The sequence below is a fragment of the Aliiroseovarius conchicola genome, from assembly GCF_041403445.1.
GTDB lineage: Bacteria > Pseudomonadota > Alphaproteobacteria > Rhodobacterales > Rhodobacteraceae > Aliiroseovarius > Aliiroseovarius conchicola.
Map to the genome: position 1 here is coordinate 59,272 of NZ_JBGEHL010000007.1, position 20,241 is coordinate 79,512.

The following is a 20,241-nucleotide window of genomic DNA, read 5'->3' on the forward strand; positions in this document are numbered from 1 at the left end:
ATGTTGCAACCCTTTCTGCCCCCTTCCATAAAAGTGCTGGAATGCCATATTGGTGATGATCGACAGATTAGGTTGATTGAGGCGGAGCAGGTGTTGTCGTCCGACGAGATCGCCCGCGCAAATCGTTTTCGCTTTGACCGGGATCGGGAGCACTTCATCCGCGCGCGCGCTTTTTTACGAAACAGTTTGGCGATCGAAACTGGGCATGGGGCCGCACAACTGTCATTTACCTATGGTCCGCTTGGCAAACCTGAGCTTGTTTCATCGGGGGTCGAATTCAATCTCTCGCACAGTCAGGACACTGCTGTAATAGCTGTCTCGTCATCGGGGCCGGTTGGCATCGATGTCGAACGTATCGATCGATCTGTTGCCGTCAGCGACGTTGCCAAGGTCTGCATGACACCACGCGAACAAAATGTTTTGCAGGATCTTCTACCCAACAAGCGGTGCGAGAGGTTTTTTGATTTCTGGACCGCAAAAGAAGCCAGAATGAAGCTAACTGGGGAAGGGATGTCATTATCGCCGACCTCGATCTCACTTCAACTGACCGATGGCAGGCCGACCGGTTATGACACTCCTCAGTTACTTGGCGCACAGCTCGCCTATATCCCTCTTTCGGACGTAAGAGCCAGGTGTTGTGTCTGCTATACTTGTAATTGATGAAATGGTCGGGTGATTTACCGGTAATCACTCCATTCGCATAAACAGCCGGCCACGAAAATACCTGGCAAGGCCGGAGGAAATAATACGACGCTTTGGGCAAGCAGCCTGATACGTAGTACAGCGATTGCGTTCGCCATCCCTGTTGGAGCTCCTAATTGATGAGACTGTAAATGCAATGAAACCAGCCACCTAAGCCTTCGAGTTACCGAGACTCGTAAACTCGCCAGTTCTCAACCTATCTGGCGAGAACCAGCCGTTCGTTTAATGTGCAGAGAATGGCTGCAAAGAGCCCAAAGTGTTCGATGCTGCGGGTGGTTTGAATGGTTACTTTGGAAATGCCTTAGCGTTATACATGTACGGCCTCAGCCAAGTGTGCAAGTCGCTTTGCGCTGGTTAATGCTGCTTCCTTGGATAATGGCCAAGATTGGGTCAATCCCTCAATAATTACCATCAAATCGCTGGTGCTCACATCGGTTCCTGCCATTGCAACCGTCATCTGTGAAACCTCCGCCTTGTGCTGTTCCAACAACATGCGAAGGTGCGGGTCATTTGGGGCTGAGGCAACCGCTGCGTGGAACAAGCAACCGTGGCTTGCCTCTATCCGCATCCAGTCCGCTACGCGGTCGAGGGTCATGCTCATGCTCTGCAGCGATGATCCGGCGGGGTCGCCAAATACATGGATCAGATACCGTTGATGCCGATGTTCTAGCGCCAATCGAATCATAGCGTCACGAGACGGGGCATATTTGTACAGGGTGCGTAAACTGACACCCGCGGCGTCGCGCAAGTCTTCGACGCTGGGTTCGGCGAACCCCTGCGCAGCAAAAGCACGTTCCAATCCGCTTGCGATCTTGTTCGTCATTTCGTTCATGCTTGACGAAGTAGAGTAGTCCCTCTACTCACGCAAGTAGAGGAAACGTTCTACTGGAGACCATCATGGCCCTTCCCAACTTGATGTGTGGCGCTGTTTTGATCGGCCATGGTGGCCCTGAAATGCTCGAATGGCGCAATGACCTACCAGTCCCAAACCCGGGCGCAAACGATGTGATTGTCCGCGTGGGTGCCGCAGGGGTGAACAACACCGACATCAATACTCGTACCGCCTGGTATTCTAAGGGCGATGCCGAGGATGCGGATGCTACTTGGTCTGGCAAGCCTTTGGAGTTTCCACGCATTCAAGGTGCGGATGTGTGTGGCGTGATTGTAGCCGTTGGGTCTGGAGTCGCTGAAAGTCGTGTCGGCGAGAGGGTTCTGATCGAACCTTGCCTTCGCGTTGCTGATGGTGTCGAGCTAACCCCGCCTTGGTACTTCGGATCGGAATGTGATGGGGGGTTTGCCCAATATGCACGGGTCGACACCCGCCATGCTCATGCGATCAAAAGCGATCTTACCGATATTGAACTGGCTTCGTTCCCCTGTTCCTACTCCACCGCAGAAAACATGCTTACCCGCGCCAACCTTCGGGAAGGCGAGACTGTTTTGGTAACTGGTGCATCAGGCGGGGTAGGTTCGGCCACAGTGCAATTGGCTCGTGCACGTGGAGCAAAGGTGATTGCAATCACCAGCCCCGCCAAGATGGACACTTTGATCGATCTTGGTGCGGAACGGACATTGCCTCGTGACGCCGATCTGGTCACCGAATTAGGAGTAGGTAACATCGACGTTGTGGTGGATTTGGTGGCAGGGTCCAGTTGGTCGTCGCTGCTGGATGTTCTGCGTCCTGGTGGCCGCTATACCGTGGCCGGAGCGATAGGTGGTCCTATGGTCGAATTGGATGTTCGTACACTCTACCTCAAAGACCTCAGCCTATTTGGCTGTACAGTTTTGGAGCCAGAGGTTTTTGGCAACCTCATAGGGCACATCGAACGATCCGAAATCAAACCACTGGTCGCGGAGGTCTTCGCGCTGAGGGACATAACCGCTGCGCAAATGGCCTTCGGTGACAAGGGTTACACCGGTAAAATCGTTCTGGAGGTGGACTGAAAGAAGCAGACATTCAGTTGGCAATGATCAATTGCTGCTTTGTCCCGCACATCGGGCCTAAAAAGCTGAAATGCTGCGCTGGCGACGAATGACCGCTCTGGTGAAGCTGTGCCGTATCGTCACGCCTGAGGTCAGTGACCGGAATGGGCCGAAGTACGACGTATCATCAGCGTTGATAGCAGATGATGGGGGACAGAAAATAACGACAATGGAATGCAACTGAACCAGGTAGTTCTAGTTGACCGATATGCCGGCACCTCGACGATAGGCATAAGCAATCAATCCGGCAGCGAAACATGCGTGGCGATCGGCTTACCGACATCATCGAAAAGCGGGTTTCGTCGCCAGCCACCGGACAGCCGTGACCTGAGGGAGCGCACGGCAAATTTCCTTAAGAGGCGGCCCTGTCCATATTTTGTATCTGGTACGCAGCCCTTGGCGAATTTCCGGAACACGCGTATCTCAATCGGTGGCAACGTATCTTGCTTGGAAAGGTATGCAGTCTGGAGCGTCAGAAACGGAATGGCGCGTGTCGGCAACGTGTTCGCGAGCGGAGTGTGACAGCATGTCGTGAACCATCGAGCTGGTCCTTTGTCTGTCATCTTCGTCCACACGACCTTATCCGCACCTTTCGCGAACTGCGCGGCCTCTGGCGCGACCTGATAAAGATCACAGCCGCCGCATTCATCAAGGATATCTCTGGCGCCAAGACGCGTGGCGAAGCCGCGGCAGCTATCGCAATAGCAAACGACGCGGGTGCCGCCTTCGGGCGCAACAGTGAGCGCGACTTGGCCGCATTTGCATGTCCATGTGGTGGTACTCATGCGTGAGAGGATGACAGCCGGGGCGGTCAGAAGGAAGGGGATTTCTGCCTATTGGTCCGGCTTTCGACGATGCGGCATGGGTCTGCCGGCATCCCGACGCTGAAGCTAACAAAAAAAGGTGTCATGCACGAATGGCCGCAATGCCAATGCTGCAAGTTGGGGCACGGCTCATCGTTCGACTGTAGGCAGTCCTCGCGCGTTCGATCCACAATGTCTACACATTACACTTTCTCGGGATGCTTAGGGTGACATAGAAATCAATAGAAACGTGTTTACAATCCGGGAAAAGTTTCCTATAAGGGATTCGCGGGAGAGCTGCATTCTGTAGCGCCGAAGGAGCAACCGCCCCGGAAACTCTCAGGCTTCAGGACCGCGCAAGAAACTAGAACTCTGGAAAGTGAGGTCATTGGACCTCCGCCCAAGGTGTAAGCACTGCTTCATTCTGAAGTCGTGTGAAACTCTCAGGCCAATGACAGAGGGGGCACTTATATTCGCGGCTAACGCGAGGAGAGGTGCCATGAAAGACAACGCCAAAGTCGCCGTCATCGGGGCCGGTATCACCGGTATCACGACCGCCTATCAGCTTGCCCGAAAGGGCGCGGATGTTACTGTTTTCGAGGCGAACCCTTATCCGGCTATGGAAACCAGTTATGCTAATGGTGGGCAATTATCGGCGTCCAATGCGGAAGTCTGGAACAGTATCCCAACCATGATTAAGGGCGTTCAGTGGATGTTTTCATCTGGCGCGCCCCTACTGATGAACCCCAAGCCGTCGTGGCACAAATATTCTTGGCTGGCGGAATTCGTCGGTGCCATCCCGAACTACGAAGCCAACACTCTTCAGACCGTGAAGTGGGCGATAGATGCACGAAAGCAGCTATTGGAGATGGCGGGGGCGGAGAGTATCGATTTTGATCATGAAGAAACCGGTATCCTGCATTTCTACGAGACAAAAAAGCAGTTCGAAGTTGCGGAAAAAGTTACTGCGCTTTTGAAGAAGGGAGGTCTGGAACGCCGCCCTGTAACAGTAGAAGAGATCAGCAAGATCGAACCCACCCTCAAAGGCGACGTCTATGGAGGGTTCTTTACGGAAAGTGATTTCACCGGCGACATTCATAAATTTACCAGCGCCCTTGCAACTGCTTGCATAAAGCGCGGGGTGGACATGCGCCTGTCGACTGTTGTGGAAAAGCTGCGCAGTGACCATGGAAAAATTGAATTATTTAGTCGGATCGATGACAAGAACGTCAGTTCCTCTCCTGGTCAGCACAAAGAGGTATTTGACCAAGTTGTTGTTTGCGCTGGTGTGCATTCTCGCAAGTTTGCAGCCATGTTGGGGGATCGACTGAATGTGTATCCGGTCAAAGGCTACTCTATAACCGTGAATCTTGAAGACGAGGCTAATCAAGCGGCAGCCCCGATGACCAGTCTGCTGGATGACAATGCCAAGCTTGTTACCAGCCGCCTTGGCAAGCGCCGCTTCCGGGTTGCCGGGACAGCAGAGTTCAATGGTTACAGCAAAGACATCGTCTGGAAGCGCATCGACCCTATGTTGAAATGGTGTCACCGACATTTCCCGGACATGAGCACAGAGAGCTTTGTGTCGTGGGCAGGCTTGCGTCCAATGATGCCAAACATGCTGCCCCGAGTGGGCAAAGGGAACCGACCGGGCGTTTTCTATAACACCGGGCATGGGCATTTGGGCTGGACCTTGTCGGGGGCGACTTCGGACATCGTATCAGAATTGGTAATCACTGAAGGGGCAGCATAATGAACATTCCAAGCTATCAAGACATGTTGCAGGCGCACGAGCGCATTCAGCCTCATATTCGTAGAACGCCAATCCGAAGATCAAATTACCTGAATGAGCTATCCGGCGCTGATCTGTTCTTCAAATGTGAGAACTTTCAAGAGCCCGGCGCGTTCAAGGTGCGCGGAGCCTGCAATGCAGTGTTCGGGCTAACAGATGCGCAGGCAGAGAAAGGCGTAGCGACCCATTCTTCGGGCAATCACGCGTCGTGTTTATCTTATGCCGCCATGCTGCGCGGAATTCCATGTAATGTGGTTATGCCTCACACGGCACCGCAGGCCAAAAAAGACACGGTTCGTCGCTATGGCGGTTTGGTCACGGAATGTGAGCCCTCGACTACGTCGCGGGAAGAAACCTTTGCCAAGGTCCAGGCAAAAACGGGAGGTGACTTTGTTCACCCTTATAACGACCCGCGTGTAATTGCTGGACAAGGGACATGTGCAAAGGAGCTGGTTGAGCAGGCGGGCGACCTTGATATTGTTGTGGCACCGATTGGGGGTGGCGGCATGATCTCGGGCACCTGCCTAACGCTATCGACCCTGGCGCCCGAAACGCAGATTATTGCGGCAGAACCCGAGCAAGCCGATGATGCCTATCGAAGCTTCAAAGCTGGTTACATCATTGCCGATGATGCCCCCAAGACAATTGCCGACGGGCTGTTGGTTCCGCTTAAAGACCTAACCTGGCATTTCGTATCAAACCACGTCACCGATATTCTGACTGTTTCAGAGCAAGAGATTATCGATGCGATGAAGCTTATCTGGAAGCACCTGCGCGTGGTGATGGAGCCTTCAAGTGCGGTGCCGTTTGCTTCCATCCTAAAGAATAAGGACCGCTTCGCTGGCAAACGCGTCGGCATCATCCTGACCGGCGGTAACGTCGATCTAGACAAACTGCCCTGGCTTTGACCCCAACAAATTAAATCATAAACGGAGACCCGCAATGAACAAACCTCTGAACCTCAATGACTTTGACGTAGGCTATGACATTCCTGCTAAGCCCGGAATGGATGAGGCCGACATCCAGACGCCATGCCTTATTCTTGATCTTGATGCACTTGAGCGGAACATTAAAAAGATGGGCGATTACGCAAAAGCCAACGGCATGCGCCACCGAGCTCATGGCAAGATGCACAAATCTGTCGATGTTCTGAAGCTGCAACAGGATTTGGGTGCTGCGGTGGGCGTTTGCTGCCAGAAGGTATCCGAAGCCGAGGTATTTGTCCGAGGCGGTATCAAAGACGTGATGGTGTCCAATCAGGTGACCGTGCCGGCCAAGATTGAGCGTTTGGCCAAACTGCCGAAATTCGGCGCACGCATCTTAGTTTGTGTGGATGACCCGGAAAATGTGAAGGCCCTGTCGGACGCGGCTGTTCGCAACGGCACGCAAATTGAAGCACTGGTCGAAATCGACTGCGGTGCGGGGCGCTGTGGAGTGAACACTACCCAAGATGTCGTCAATATCGCGAAATTAATCGATGCTGCAGATGGCCTGAAATTCGCTGGTATCCAAGCCTATCAGGGCGCGATGCAGCACATGGATCTTTATTCTGATCGCAAGGAAAAACTCGACATTGCCATAGCACAGGTTGCAGATGCCGTTCAGGGCCTGAAAAGCAATGGCTTGGAATGCGATATCGTTGGCGGCGGCGGTACCGGGTCATACTACTTTGAAAGCACGTCAAACGTTTACAACGAACTCCAATGCGGCTCCTACGCGTTCATGGACGCCGATTATGGCCGGATTCTGGACGAGAACGGTAAGCGGATTGATGACGGTGAATGGGAAAATGCACTGTTCCTGCTAACCACCGTGATGAGCCATTCCAAAGCTGACAAGGCCATAGTGGATGCGGGTCTGAAGGCGCAATCCGTCGATTCAGGTCTGCCGTTTGTGTATGGCCGTGACGATGTGGAATACCTGAAATGCTCTGATGAACATGGCATTGTAGGTGATCCAAACGGTGTGTTGAAAGTGAATGACAAACTGAAATTGGTCCCGGGTCACTGCGATCCAACTTGTAATGTCCACGATTGGTACGTTGGTGTTCGCAACGGTAAAGTCGAAACCGTGTGGCCTGTGTCTGCCCGCGGAAAAGCTTACTGATCCCACCAAAGTCGGGCGCAGTTTCGCGCCCGGCCGCAATCCAAATTATCGGAGTGATCGAATGATTATCGTACCTGAAGCGAAAATTGGGAATCTGATTGGCCGCGATGAGTCCTACAAGGCCGTAGAGCAAGTCTTTGCTGCTATGGCCTCTGGCGATGCCTACAACTTTCCAGTCATCCGCGAGGCTATTGGCCATGAAGACGCGCTTTATGGGTTCAAAGGCGGCTTCGATAAGGTCGGACAGTCTTTGGGTCTGAAAGCAGGTGGTTATTGGCCCCACAATTTTGAGAAACGCGACATGATCAATCACCAGTCTACCGTCTTCCTGTTCGACCCGGACACCGGAAAGGCGCGGGCCATGGTGGGTGGTAATTTGCTGACGGCTTTACGAACAGCTGCCGCATCTTCTGTGTCGATCAATCATTTGGCGCGCAAGGATGCCAAAGTTATTGGCATGGTTGGAGCGGGTCATCAGGCGACGTTCCAACTGCGCGCAGCTCTTGAACAGCGCAGCTTTGAAAAGGTGATTGGTTGGAATCTGCACCCGGAGATGTTGCCAAACCTAGCAAAAGTTGCCGAAGAAGCGGGCCTGCCTTTCGAGGCAGTCGAACTGTCAGGGCTGCGTGATGCCGATGTAATCGTTACGATTACGTCGTCATTTGAACCGTCTTTGATGTCCGAACATGTTTCTGACGGCACCCATGTTGCATGTATGGGCACCGATACAATCGGCAAACAAGAAGTGGAAGCCGCTTTGATTACCCGCGCGACGGTGTTTACCGACGAAGTCGCGCAAGCTGTTACTTTGGGTGAAAGCCAGCATGCGATTTCTCAGGGGGTTAAAAACCAATCTGACATTCATCAAATCGGCGCAGTCATCAACGGCACCCATAGCGGTCGGACTTCAGACGACGAACTTACCCTATTTGATGGCACGGGTGTTGGTTTGCAGGATTTGGCAGTCGCGTCCGCCGTCGTTGATCTCGCGGTTGCAGCTGGTGTCGCAATAGAAGTGGATTTCTAGAGCGCCTGTTTAGCGTTCTAGCGACACCCACAGGACAACGGCATCTTCTTCGCTGGTTGAAATACACCCATGTCCCATACCGCTATCGTAGTACAGTGAATCGCCCGCTGTCATCTTAAGCGGGCGATAATGCTCGGACAGGAAGGTCAGATCGCCGCTAAGCACATACATGAATTCTTCACCCGAATGCCTGATCCAGGCTTCAAACTCAGATACATCCCGAGCTTTGATCGTGGATATGTAGGGCACCATGCTCTTGCTGGTCAGTTCGTTACATAACAGCTCATGCGCATAGGTTGCGGTATCTCGTGGCTCACCATGACCTTTGGCTGTGAAATCCCTGCGACCCGAAATGCCCTCATTGCCGCTCTGCATGAACAATTGTGGAGGGTTCATATCCAGCGCATGGGACAAACGGCGCACGATCTCAAAGCTCGGGCGCGTTTGATTGTTTTCTATTTTTGATAGTGTGGACCGTCCTATTCCGGCGGCACGGCCCGTCTCCTCCAGAGTCCAACCTTTGGTTTGGCGCGCTTCACGGATCGATTTGGCAAGCGCTTTGCTGTCCATTTCTGCGGACGTACCATCGGAAATTGTTTCATTGCTGTCGATGTTATCAGTCATGTTTCCTCACTGTCTATCATAGGCATACAACGCCACTCGTCCGATCACAATCGTGTCTATACGAGAAAATGTATTGATTAATAGCATAAATCCCTTATAGGAAACATGTGATCAGTTTGAGGGAATCGCCAGGTGCGACAAGCGATGTGAATTCATCGGCTTGGTTACAGGTTCCGGCGTTCCCTCCCGCACTGTTGCTGCGCCGCATACCGCGTTTGCATGCAGGGCTTAACCGAAACGCATTGGGAGGAAACCATGGAAGCGTTAAACTCGATAGTTGGAGCCATTAATGGCGTAGTTTGGGGGCCACTCATGCTGGTCCTCATCCTGGGGGTAGGATTTTTTCTCCAGGTTGGCTTGAAATTCATGCCGATCCTGAAACTTGGCACAGGCTTTCGGCTGTTGTTCGCAGGTCGTGAAAGCAGCGGCGAAGGACAGATCAGCCCATTCAACGCGCTGATGACGTCGCTGTCCGCGACCATTGGTACGGGCAACATCGCCGGTGTTGCGACAGCGGTATTCTTGGGTGGACCGGGCGCGTTATTCTGGATGTGGATAACGGCGCTTGTAGGCATGGCAACGAAATACGCTGAGGCCGTGTTGGCGGTGAAATACCGCGAAACGGATGAGCTTGGGAATTTCGTCGGTGGTCCGATGTATTATATCAAAAATGGTCTGGACAAGAAGTGGTACTGGCTTGCGCCGGCGTTCGCATTGTTCGGTGGCATCGCGGCATTTGGTATCGGTAACGGTGTTCAGGCTAACGGTGTTGCCAGCGTTCTGAATTCGGAATTTGGTGTCAACACTTCGGTTACAGGTGTTGTTCTGATGGTCCTGACGGCTGCTGTTATCCTCGGTGGAATTGGCCGGATCGGCGCTGTTGCTGGTAAATTGGTTCCGTTCATGGCTGTTGCGTATATCCTTGCTGGTCTTGTTGTTCTGCTGATTAACATTGGTGGTCTCGGCAATGCTATCAGCTTGGTCTTCACACATGCGTTCACGCCATCTGCCGCTGAAGGTGGATTTGCAGGCGCCGCTGTTTGGATGGCGATCCGCTTTGGTGTAGCACGTGGTGTCTTCTCGAACGAAGCTGGCCTTGGCTCTGCTCCGATCGCGCATGCTGCGGCGTCCACAAAAGGACCTGTCAACCAGGGTCTGGTTGCGATGCTGGGCACGTTCATTGACACGATCATCGTGTGTTCAATCACGGGCCTTGCGATCATCGCTTCAGGTGCTTGGACATCCGGCGAATCCGGTGCAGCGCTGACTGCACATGCATTTGAACTCTCGTTGCCGGGATTTGGTGGATCATTGATTGCGATCTCACTGTCGATCTTTGCCTTCACTACGATCCTTGGTTGGTCGTTTTATGGCGAAAAGTGCATCGGGTTCTTCTTTGGCGCAAAATCACTGATGCCCTACCGTATCTTGTGGATCATCATGATCTACTTTGGTGCGACAGCTGATCTTGGGTTCATCTGGCTGTTGGCAGATACTTTGAATGCGATGATGGCCATTCCGAACTTGATCGCCTTGGCGCTTCTCAGTCCGATTGTCTTCAAGTTGACCAAGGAGTTCTTTGCCTCGAACGGTGCAACTGAAGAACCGGATCAAACGGCTGCCGAATAGCTGATCTAAAGGAGGGCTATTCCATGGCCCTCCCAACCAAGAACCAGATAGACTGCGAGGAGATGAGAGATGGTAACGAAAATACTTCTGCCAATTGATCACACGGATGAACAATCCTGGAAAAAGGCACTGCCGATGGCGCGTGAACAAGCCAAACATTATGGCGCAGAATTGCACGCTGTTTCAGTCATTCCTGAGATTATCCAACTGCCGAACCTGCCAGCCAACTATGGCGCAGGGGCGAAGGATCATGTGAGAGGCAAAATACGCGAGATTTTGGCAAGCGGCGGTGAATCGGAAATTACCATTCACATCGAGCAAGGTAGCGTTTACCGCGAGATTTTGAAACTTGCTCACCGCGAAGGGTTCGACATGATCGTCATGGCATCCGCAAAAGGCGACTTCCCAAACTATGAGATCGGGCCGAACCTAGCGCGCGTCGTGCGCAACGCGCATTGCAGCGTTGTTGTCGTCCGATCATGAATACAATCGGGGAACTCTTCATAGTGGCAGAAGTTCCCCGATGCGTCGTGGGAAACTCGAAGATCAACTATCGTATGGGTGCAACAAATTTAGCAAATGCTGCCATTCGAGGAAACCGCAGCGAAAGGACGCATCCGTCCCACGATCCGTACATTCCGGCCTCAAGAAATGCTGAGCGGCGAGCGAATGACCGGAAACTCTGCTGCAAGGCGGAGCCGAAGTGTGTGCACCTGCGGCAATCTTGGTGCTGCGCGCGCAGCGAGACTTGAACACTTCTTCTATGGGCTTTTTCCTCTTTCGTGGCATAGTCTATGAACGACTACTCACAAACCAAGGGGCTTGGAGCGTCACTTTGCTCCTCCCTCAAACGACCTCGCTTTGATGATCGTGTCTCTTTCGGTGTCTCATTGGGTGTTTCAGGCATTGTTTTAGAGATATTGAGACGCTTGACGGCGCGACGTTGAAGAAAATCTCCTTACCGTCCTATTCTGCACGCAGCTTGAATCGACCCCAACAGGTGTGAGTCTAGTTAATTGAATCTAATTAATTAACCAATACTACTAAGTAACCCTATAAACAACATAACATTGATTATGCGCCTTTAAGCAAATTAAAGTCGCAAAACAGTATGTTAGGTAAAAATCGCCCCCCGAACGTCATTATGGAGGTCGTCAAGCGCGTCCTACCATATGTAGTTTGTGGCATTGGATCCTTGTCCGTCGGCAGAGTATTTTCACTAAGGGTGGCCTAGTACAAACAGCGCTACGGTTACGGCTGCGGCAACAACCTACTTGGTCCGTAATCTGAAAAATCGTGCACTGATCCTTGCTGTAGCTAGGATGAATGGCCGATCTTACCGCCGCGTAGCGGCGCGGAATTGCTCGCCCACGCGGCATTTCTTACGCTGAGAGCGACCGCAGCGAAAAATTGCAATGGCTGCAGTGGGCACTTTCCGGCCATTCTCAGCGCGATATACGAAGGGCCGTTTACTGATAGTTCAGCTAGAAATTCTCGAATTCCTGAGTCTCAGAAATTCAAAACTCTAAGTATTTGATTTTGTTGCAACCGCAGTCTCACTAATAGGTGATCCGACATCTCATGCTAGTAAGCGCCACATGAGCCTAGAATTACAGAAAAAGGATATTGGCCAATGCCACCCTTCTTGCGTCGGTTAGATCATCGGATTTTTGGGGACAACCGAGATGCTCTCGCACTCCGAAATGGCCTCAGTCCAGAAAAGAAGCCTCTGGTGCTCCCACTGTTGGTGAAAAATGCCTTATCCTCGCCGTCGCCCGCTTGGAAGTTTTCGGCCAGTAAGACGTCGTGTGTTGGTTTTATGCTCATACTCAAGATCTCCGTTCTTAAGATCTATCACGCATATCACCCTACTCCCTGCTTTTTGGCCCAAGGGGCCCGAGCGTGCTCAGACGGGCATTAGGAGGAACAATCCACTGCACCAAGCGCATTCTGGACCGTAGCCAACCCCAATAGGCCCCTCATCCTCTCATCGCCTGATAGAAGTAATCCATAAGGGGTTGGTGAGATAGCTGAGTAGCGTGCGTTCATCGATATTCTGGGGCTTGCGGTCATGTTTATATTGTTATTCGAACCCCGATGCGCGCTCCTCTGCTCTTAGAACCGCAGCGATAGGCAAGACATTCCGCCGTCAAGCTTAGCGCAATCGGTGTTGTCGATCTCGACAACGTCAAATCCTGCATGGTCCAGTATTTCGGCGGTGCGTGGGGAACCAGCTGCCATTAGGACCAAGTTGTTGAAGCGAATGGCGTTTGCGGCGGCCTCTTCGCCTTCGGCGACATAAAGTACACGATAGCCGTCGAAGCAGCCCGAGGCGTCCAATCGTCGTGTTGACAGGATTGTCTCGGCATCCATTAACGAGCAATCGGTCTTGAAATGTAGCACCCCTTCGGGGGTGAACACTTCGCGTAGTTTATAGCCCCACTCTGACGTGATTTTTTTCAATTCGGCGACACCTTTGGCGTCGGTCCGATCAGAGCGGCCTACTAGAATTTCACGGCCTGTCACAAGGATGTCGCCCCCCTCGATATGCCCGGGACCAGTGATCTCGCGAAGATCATCATAGAACCTGCTAAGTGTTGGCGCCATTTCAGATACTTCACCTAAACGAGACGGCGCGCCGGGCCGCATCAACACCGCGCCCTGCGGCAGACAAAGCGCGGTATCTTCGACGAACTGAGCGTCAGGGAACGCATCGAGTGCGTCAAGTTCGACCACCTCAGCCCCCGTGCTTTTCAGCGCAGCAACATAGGCTTGATGTGCCGCCAACATCCCATCGAAATCGGGGTTCCCGATGTCCTCCGCACGCAGCCCGCCTGCAATCGTCGGCGCCGGTCGGCGGGTAATTGCACGGGAAAATTCGAAAGTCGGGTCGCTCATGTTCGTTCCTTTTCAGGCTCAAAGGTCGGGGCGGTAATCTCGACCATCACTGGTCCATGTGTATTGGATGCCGCGTGCAATGCGTTTGCGACCGCTTGTGGTTCGTTCGCCACCCGCTCAAACGGGATACCAAAAGATGTCGCGGTGGCGGCGAAATCGGGCGGTGTCGGATCACAACCGATGATCTTCACCCCAACATCTCGCATCGAGGTGGCAATCTCTTGGTAGCCATGATTGTTCCAAATCACGAAGGTGATGGGCAGGCCCTCATCCACGGCAGCCATAATCTCGGGCAGTGAAAACTGTGCCCCACCATCGCCGACAATGCAGATGACGCGCGTATCCGGTGCCGCGATCGCGGCCCCAACGGCTGCGGGAATGGCATAGCCAAGTGCGCCGTATCCGGTGGCGGCATTGAACCAACCTCCGGCTCGGTCGTGATCATAATAGAGATTGCCCGCGTAGATTGGTTGCGCGGAATCCCCGATCATCAGAGCGTTGGGTTGTGCTTCCCGCATCGCTTTCAAAACTTCGACCTGCCGTCGGTAATCCGGACCAATCTCGTCCCAGGCTTCGGTTCTAGCGTGAGCCGCGCGCTCTGCCCCCCCAGTCCGGTTTTGTCCTACTGGTAACGCCTTCAGTAATGCCGGAATGACGTTCTTCACGTCGCCGTGAATGGCAAGCTCAGCTGGGTGTCGCTGTAGTTGCGCAGCACATATATCCACGCGGATCAACCTTGGCATCTCTGCCATGTGACCCGTTGCATACATGTCGTAATCAGTTGGCCCCAACTCGGTTCCCAGTGCCAGCACACAGTCTGCATTTTCGATCAGCTTACGCACCGCGGGCAGGCTGGGACTGGCGGGTACAGTCAGGGGATGGCCATGCATCACGCCACGCGCATTGACAGTCTGCACCACCGGCGCATCCATGCGTTCAGCCAGAGACTGGAGATAACCCGTCGTTCGCTTCGCTCCACCACCGGCGAGAATGACCACACGTTCTGCTGCTGTCAGTAGTGCTGCAGCTTCGGCAACTGGTATCGGATCTGCGGCATCTGAAGGGTTAGAGATGGCATCTGCCGGACCCTCTTGTGCACTACCTGCGAGATCCAACGGCACCTCGATGTGCATCGGACCAGGCCGTCTATTGGCAAAGCCTTCAAACACGCGGTCTAGGATCGGATTCAGGTCCTTGGCTTCTGACACCTGCTCTGAAATCAGTGCAACTGTTCTTGCCAGCGCCAACTGGTCGGGCAATTCATGCAGATGCCCCATTCCCTTTCCCAATGTGCTGGTTGGATTGACACCAGATACAACCAGCATCGGTACTGAATCTGCGCGGGCCTGTGCCATAGGGGTCAACGTGTTGGTCAGGCCCGGGCCAGTGATAACAAACGCCACGCCCGGATTGCCCGATACCCGTGCATAACCATCGGCCATAAATCCTGCACCTTGCTCATGTCGCGGGGTGACATGGCGAATACCAGAAGCGGCAAGCCCACGGTAAAGCTCGATGGTGTGCACGCCCGGAATGCCAAACACGCAGGTCACTCCGCGTGTTTTGAGGTTTGATACCAGTGCCTCTCCAACAGTTGGGGTTCTCATGCGACGTCACTGGATTTTTTGTTTGAATGAGCAACGATCCTGTCGACCGCAGTGTTGAATTCATTGTCATCAATGGTCAGCGCCACACGCACCCAATCTCTTAAGCTGTCACCAAAGGCCGATCCTGGCATCACCGCAACACCAGCTCGCAAAAGCTCCCAAGCATACGCATCCCCATCCAGCCCGGTTGCAGACACGTTGATTAATGCAAACATTCCCGCGTTAGGCCGATGCACAGTTAGATCAGATTCACTATTCAGGCGATCTGCCAAAACCGTAGCACGGGCCGCAAACCGTTTTGCCATGCCAGACGCCACATCAGATCCGTTGCGCACGGCTTGTTCGGTCATGTCTGCAATAAAGGGCTGGTTGCCAAACAACATGGTTTCAGAAAGGGGCAACAGTGCCTCACAAAATGAGCTTGGCCCCACACACCAGCCGCTTCGAAACCCGGGCGCAGCGTGCGATTTGGACACCGACGATACCGCGATAACGTGATCGGCCAGCGCCGGGTCCGTCAGCGGTGAGACAAAATCTGCACCATCGAACACCATTTCTTCGTAAACTTCATCCGAAATGATCCACAGGCCATGCCTGATCGCCAATTCGCCGATTTGGGCGATATCATCCGCGCTTAGGATCGAACCGGTTGGATTGTGCGGCGTGGTAAGCAGAATGGCGCGGGTGCGGGGTGTTATGCGGGCCGCAAGGTCACTAGCCTGCATTCGAAACCCGTGTTCCGATCGCAGTGGGACCGGCACCATCTTGGCCCCTGACGCGCAAACAACCCCTTCGTAAGTGGCATACATCGGGTCGCCGACCAAAACCTCGTCGCCAGCCTCAGCAATACCGGCCATCACCGCAAACAGCGCGGTCTGTGTACCCGGAAAACACAGAAAGTTCTCAGGTGTAAAGACCCGCCCGCGCGTTTGCGAATAGCGTTCAGCCAGCGCATCCAACAACCCGGCTTCACCTCTCCCGTTTGAGTAGCCCGTCCGGCCAGAGCGCAAAGCCGATACCGCCGACTCGATCAGCGGCTGTGGCGTCGGTACATCAGGCTCGCCGATTGTCATTTCAACGATGTCGGCGCCAGCCCGGATCAGGTCGCGGGCCTTCAGATGCACTTCCCACTTGGCACCACCTAAGCCTGCCAATCGTTCCGTCACTGCAGTTAACCTCATGGCTTTGCCGCCTTTTCTTCCAATGAAATTCCAATGATTGCACCGACTGAATAGAGGCCAATCCGGGCGAGCTCACCAGTATCAAATGCATCCGGCAACGCCCCGCCTTCCATCCACAACCCGTCGATCACCGCGTTGCACGCAATCGCCAACTGTTTCAATCGCGCCTTCGGACAGTTCTGTCCTGCCTCAGCCAAGGCGCCATCAATCAACCCTTCTAGATGATCTCGGAAATACTCGTAGGTGCGTTCGTGGATCGCTCGCATTTCGCCGTCGTGTTGTACTTTGTTCAAAAACCCGGCCCACAATGCAACCGACCGCGGGTCAACCACCGGGGGCGTCAGCGACGCTGCTACAAACCCCGCAAGCCGAGCCCTTGCAGATCCTTCTAGGACCGAGGACGCCGTTTGGTCCGTCAACATCGTCATGTGATATTCGTAGGCGGACGAAATCAGTTCTTCCTTGGTGCTGAAGTAGTGGCGGATCAGCCCCTGAGTTACGTCAGCCCGTTCAGAAATTTCCCTAACGGTTGCCCCACGCACCCCTTTTTCGGCCACCAAATCCAGCGTGGCTTGCACAAGCGCTTCCTTCCGCGTTTCAGCGGATTCGCGTTTAAATTTCCTGCGGGCAATGCTCACGTTGGGATCCAGTTTGCCAGATTGCTTAATTATACACTTGCATAATTGCTGGATGCGCGTCTTAACTACAAGCGGAAAATGGAAGTGCAGCAAGAAATGGAAACAACCACCGCAGCGACGCCAACACCTGACGCGTCTTCGCAGGACGAGGCGATCCGGGTAGAGGATTTGCATAAGTCTTTTGGCACACTGGAAGTCCTCAAGGGCGTTTCGCTTGCTGCAAAAAAAGGCGATGTTGTTGCGATCATTGGCGGTTCAGGATCGGGCAAATCCACGATGCTGCGCTGTATCAACTTCCTTGAAACCCCCAGTTCCGGCAAGATCGTGATCGGTGGTGAAGAGGTCGAGATGCGCTCTGACGGGAGCCCCGCAAATCGCCGACAGATCGAGCGTATCCGGACTCGGCTTGCTATGGTGTTCCAGCAATTCAACCTGTGGACCCACCGCACCCTGCTGGAGAACATAATAGAAGTGCCGGTGCATGTGTTAAAGGTCCCCAAGGCCGAGGCGATTGCGCAGGCCCATGTGCTGCTGAAACGAGTGGGCCTAGGGGACAAGGCCAACACCTTCCCGGCATATCTTTCAGGCGGTCAGCAACAGCGCGCTGCCATTGCGCGCGCTTGCAGTCGATCCTTCAGTTATGCTGTTTGACGAGCCAACATCGGCGCTGGATCCCGAGCTGGTGGGCGAAGTCCTTAAGGTAATCGGAGATCTAGCCGCCGAAGGCCGCACCATGCTGCTTGTTACTCATGAAATGAAGTTTGCGCGCGAAGTGGCCAGCCACGTCGTGTATCTCTACCAAGGCCGTATCGAAGAGCAGGGACCACCTGCCGAAGTCTTTGGTCGTCCCAAATCTGAACGATTGAAACAATTCCTCAGCACAGTTGGCTGACCGATCAAACCAGAACAAAATATCAACAGGGAGTTACAAAATGAACCTCAAATCACTGCTATTCGCTGGCTTTGCCGCAGCAACGATCACCGCAGGTGCGGCGAGCGCCGATCAGGTCAAGATCGGCATCGCAGCGGAACCTTATCCGCCTTTCGCATCGCTTGACAGTTCGGGCAACTGGATCGGTTGGGAAATTGACGTCATCAATGCCGTATGTACGGCGGCCGAACTGGACTGTGTGATCACACCTGTCGCCTGGGACGGCATTATCCCTTCACTTACAGGCCAGCAGATCGATGCCATTATGGCGTCAATGTCGATCACCGAAGAGCGCCTGAAAACCATCGACTTCAGCGACCCTTATTACAACACTCCTGCAGTGATTGTTGCTGACAAATCGATGGATATCGAAGCAACACCGGAATCACTTGCGGGCAAGATCGTCGGCATTCAAGCTTCGACCATCCATCAGGCCTATGCTCAGGAATATTTCAAGGATTCTGAACTTCGCGTCTATCAGACACAGGATGAGGCCAATCAGGATCTGTTTGCTGGTCGCATAGATGCGATCCAAGCCGACAGTATTGCTATGGCAGATTTCGTGAATTCAGACGCGGGGGCGTGTTGTGAGATTAAAGGCGCGGTCAAAGACGACCCTGCCATTCTGGGCCGAGGTGTCGGCGCTGGAGTTAGAAAAGGGCAAGATCAACTGCTAGAGGCTCTCAACAAAGGTATTGCGGCTATTCTGGCTGATGGCACGCATGAAAAGATAACTGAAAACTACTTCAGCACGAGCATCTACTAAACAGCTGCCGTGACCGGACTGCTCGATATGTTGGGCCTGGCACAGAGCGCGGAACTTCTGTCGCTCTCACCGCCGGGATGGGGAGGCAATCTGCTACGCGGATTGGCCCACTCGCTCCAGATTGCCTTTGGTGCATTTGCGCTTGGGCTGGTGATCGGACTATTCGGTGCATACGGCAAACTCTATGGCGGGAAGGTCACACGTGATCTTCTCGCTATTTACACAACGGTAATCCGCGCCGTTCCTGAGCTGGTGCTGATCCTGATCCTCTACTATGTCGGCACGGACGCGATCAACAAGATCGTAACCAGTCTTGGCGGTGACCGGGTTGAGATCAACGGAGTCGCTGCCGGGATTTGCGTTCTGGGTGTCGTTCAGGGTGCATATGCGACAGAGATCCTTCGTGGTGCTATTCAGGCCGTACCGCCTGGCCAGATTGAAGCAGCAAAGTCCTATGGCATGCCTGCGTTCATGACGATGCGCCGTGTCACGATCCCCGCGATGATGAGTTTTGCAGTTCCGGGCCTTGCCAACCTTTGGCTTATCGCGACCAAAGATACTGCGTTGCTTGCGGTGGTCGGCTTTAACGAGCTGACACTTGAAACCAGACAGGCCGCCAGCAGCACTCGGGCTTATTTTACCTTTTTCTTGGCAGCAGGATTTCTCTATCTGATGGTCACGCTGTTTTCCGGAGGCATCTTCTCTCGCATAGAAAAATGGGCGCGGCGAGGCCAGCCATCCCTGAAAGGGGGTGGCAGATGATCGATTTCAAAGCCCTGATGCAGCCGCATCGTATCGTGATGATGCTGATCTTTGCCGCGATCGTTTTATGGTGCGGGTATTCACTACGATGGGATTGGATTCCGAAATATACACCGTTGGCACTACAAGGGATCTGGACGGCGATCTGGTTGCTGGTCGTTACAGTGGTGCTCGGATTTCTGTTGGCTGTCCCGCTTGGGTTGGCGCAGGCTGTTGGGCCTTGGTATCTTGCCGCGCCCGCCCGGATATTTTGCACCGTCGTCCGCGGGACGCCCTTACTGCTGCAACTCTGGCTGTTGTATTATGGTCTGGGCTCTCTTTTCCCACAGTATCCCTGGATACGATCATCAGAGCTTTGGCCTTATCTACGCCAGGCGTGGCCTTACGCAGTGCTCGCGCTGACGTTGTCATATGCCGGATATGAAGGAGAGGTCATGCGCGGCGCGTTCAAGAGCGTCGCCAAAGGACAGTTGGAGGCTGCGAAGTCATTCGGCATGCCACGACTGACCATGTTCCGCCGGATTTGGCTACCGCAGGCGGTTCGCAACGTGCTTCCGACGTTGGGTGGCGAAACTATTCTGCAACTGAAGGCGACGCCGCTGGTTGCAACAATTACTGTCGTCGATATCTACGCAGTGTCCTCGCGGGTTCGGGCGGATACGTTCATCGTCTACGAACCCCTCATTCTTCTGGCGGTGTTTTATATTCTACTAGCTGGGCTTATTGCGCTGGCATTTCACTGGCTGGAAGTCCGCGTGTTGGGACATGCACCGCGCGACACCTGAGGGCACT

The 20,241-nt window shown here is 53.7% G+C and carries 18 protein-coding genes, 1 pseudogene and 2 riboswitches; of the genes and pseudogenes, 12 read left to right on the top strand and 7 right to left on the bottom strand.

Annotated elements, in window-relative coordinates; translation table 11 throughout:
• Positions 1–660, top strand: a complete 660-nt coding sequence (locus tag V6N04_RS12720) for a 4'-phosphopantetheinyl transferase family protein (RefSeq protein ID WP_371170554.1) — start codon at positions 1–3, stop codon at positions 658–660.
• 349 nt (positions 661–1,009) lie between these two features.
• Here V6N04_RS12720 and V6N04_RS12725 read toward each other — a convergent pair whose 3' ends face one another.
• Positions 1,010–1,525: a TetR/AcrR family transcriptional regulator gene (locus V6N04_RS12725; protein ID WP_371170556.1), complete on the bottom strand. Its 516-nt coding sequence runs from the start codon at positions 1,523–1,525 to the stop codon at positions 1,010–1,012.
• A gap of 74 nt (positions 1,526–1,599) precedes the next feature.
• Between V6N04_RS12725 and V6N04_RS12730 the strand changes: the two genes are divergently transcribed.
• Positions 1,600–2,646 (top strand): alcohol dehydrogenase family protein, encoded by a 1,047-nt coding sequence (locus V6N04_RS12730; protein WP_371170557.1) that lies wholly within the window; start codon positions 1,600–1,602, stop codon positions 2,644–2,646.
• A 278-nt stretch (positions 2,647–2,924) separates the two neighbouring features.
• On the opposite strand, the gene V6N04_RS12735 is transcribed toward V6N04_RS12730, so the two are convergent.
• Positions 2,925–3,470, bottom strand: coding sequence for a DUF6151 family protein (locus V6N04_RS12735; RefSeq protein ID WP_371170558.1), 546 nt, complete (start codon positions 3,468–3,470; stop codon positions 2,925–2,927).
• Positions 3,471–3,767: 297 nt separating this feature from the next.
• A riboswitch (glycine riboswitch) is annotated at positions 3,768–3,853 on the top strand.
• A riboswitch (glycine riboswitch) is annotated at positions 3,854–3,956 on the top strand.
• A 31-nt stretch (positions 3,957–3,987) separates the two neighbouring features.
• On the opposite strand from V6N04_RS12735, the gene V6N04_RS12740 reads away from it, so the two are divergent.
• The 4 genes from V6N04_RS12740 (at position 3,988) to bhcD (ending at position 8,413) form a co-directional block, all read left to right on the top strand.
• Positions 3,988–5,241, top strand: a complete 1,254-nt coding sequence (locus V6N04_RS12740; RefSeq protein WP_371170559.1) for a D-amino acid dehydrogenase — start codon at positions 3,988–3,990, stop codon at positions 5,239–5,241.
• Positions 5,241–6,188 carry a beta-hydroxyaspartate dehydratase BhcB gene (bhcB, locus tag V6N04_RS12745; protein ID WP_371170561.1) on the top strand — a complete coding sequence of 316 codons (948 nt, stop codon included), beginning with the start codon at positions 5,241–5,243 and terminating at the stop codon, positions 6,186–6,188. The genes V6N04_RS12740 and bhcB overlap by 1 nt, the downstream gene beginning before the upstream one ends.
• Before the next feature lie 34 nt (positions 6,189–6,222).
• Positions 6,223–7,386, top strand: a complete 1,164-nt coding sequence (bhcC, locus tag V6N04_RS12750) for a 3-hydroxy-D-aspartate aldolase BhcC (protein WP_371170562.1) — start codon at positions 6,223–6,225, stop codon at positions 7,384–7,386.
• A 61-nt stretch (positions 7,387–7,447) separates the two neighbouring features.
• Entirely contained in the window at positions 7,448–8,413 is a 966-nt protein-coding gene (gene bhcD, locus V6N04_RS12755) for an iminosuccinate reductase BhcD (protein ID WP_371170563.1), read from the top strand.
• Positions 8,414–8,422: 9 nt separating this feature from the next.
• On the opposite strand, the gene V6N04_RS12760 is transcribed toward bhcD, so the two are convergent.
• Positions 8,423–9,037 carry a helix-turn-helix domain-containing protein gene (locus V6N04_RS12760; RefSeq protein WP_371170564.1) on the bottom strand — a complete coding sequence of 205 codons (615 nt, stop codon included), beginning with the start codon at positions 9,035–9,037 and terminating at the stop codon, positions 8,423–8,425.
• Positions 9,038–9,292: 255 nt separating this feature from the next.
• Here V6N04_RS12760 and V6N04_RS12765 point away from each other — a divergent pair, with 255 nt between their 5' ends.
• Both V6N04_RS12765 and V6N04_RS12770 read left to right on the top strand, forming a co-directional pair.
• Complete coding sequence (locus tag V6N04_RS12765) at positions 9,293–10,666, top strand: alanine/glycine:cation symporter family protein (RefSeq protein ID WP_371170565.1); 1,374 nt, start codon at positions 9,293–9,295, stop codon at positions 10,664–10,666.
• Positions 10,667–10,735: 69 nt separating this feature from the next.
• A complete protein-coding gene (locus tag V6N04_RS12770) occupies positions 10,736–11,149 on the top strand; it encodes a universal stress protein (RefSeq protein WP_371170566.1) in 414 nt (137 codons plus the stop codon).
• Between the two features lie 1,632 nt (positions 11,150–12,781).
• Here V6N04_RS12770 and V6N04_RS12775 read toward each other — a convergent pair.
• Genes V6N04_RS12775 through V6N04_RS12790 form a run of 4 tightly spaced genes read right to left on the bottom strand, consistent with a single transcriptional unit; the run spans position 12,782 to position 16,990 of the window.
• Positions 12,782–13,564 (bottom strand): arginine deiminase family protein, encoded by a 783-nt coding sequence (locus tag V6N04_RS12775; RefSeq protein WP_371170567.1) that lies wholly within the window; start codon positions 13,562–13,564, stop codon positions 12,782–12,784.
• Positions 13,561–15,171, bottom strand: coding sequence for a 5-guanidino-2-oxopentanoate decarboxylase (locus tag V6N04_RS12780; RefSeq protein WP_371170568.1), 1,611 nt, complete (start codon positions 15,169–15,171; stop codon positions 13,561–13,563). The genes V6N04_RS12775 and V6N04_RS12780 overlap by 4 nt, the downstream gene beginning before the upstream one ends.
• Positions 15,168–16,352, bottom strand: a complete 1,185-nt coding sequence (locus tag V6N04_RS12785) for a pyridoxal phosphate-dependent aminotransferase (protein WP_371170569.1) — start codon at positions 16,350–16,352, stop codon at positions 15,168–15,170. Before V6N04_RS12785 ends, V6N04_RS12780 begins: the two co-directional genes overlap by 4 nt.
• On the bottom strand, positions 16,349–16,990 hold the full coding sequence (locus tag V6N04_RS12790; RefSeq protein WP_371170570.1) for a TetR/AcrR family transcriptional regulator: 642 nt from the start codon (positions 16,988–16,990) through the stop codon (positions 16,349–16,351). Before V6N04_RS12790 ends, V6N04_RS12785 begins: the two co-directional genes overlap by 4 nt.
• Positions 16,991–17,086: 96 nt before the next feature.
• On the opposite strand from V6N04_RS12790, the pseudogene V6N04_RS12795 reads away from it, so the two are divergent.
• The 4 genes and pseudogenes from V6N04_RS12795 (at position 17,087) to V6N04_RS12810 (ending at position 20,234) form a co-directional block, all read left to right on the top strand.
• Positions 17,087–17,882 (top strand): annotated as a pseudogene (locus tag V6N04_RS12795) (ABC transporter ATP-binding protein).
• Between the two features lie 40 nt (positions 17,883–17,922).
• Positions 17,923–18,687 (top strand): transporter substrate-binding domain-containing protein, encoded by a 765-nt coding sequence (locus V6N04_RS12800; protein ID WP_371170571.1) that lies wholly within the window; start codon positions 17,923–17,925, stop codon positions 18,685–18,687.
• Between the two features lie 9 nt (positions 18,688–18,696).
• Complete coding sequence (locus V6N04_RS12805; RefSeq protein WP_371170572.1) at positions 18,697–19,449, top strand: ABC transporter permease; 753 nt, start codon at positions 18,697–18,699, stop codon at positions 19,447–19,449.
• A complete protein-coding gene (locus tag V6N04_RS12810; RefSeq protein ID WP_371170573.1) occupies positions 19,446–20,234 on the top strand; it encodes an ABC transporter permease in 789 nt (262 codons plus the stop codon). The genes V6N04_RS12805 and V6N04_RS12810 overlap by 4 nt, the downstream gene beginning before the upstream one ends.
• Positions 20,235–20,241 lie beyond the last annotated feature (7 nt).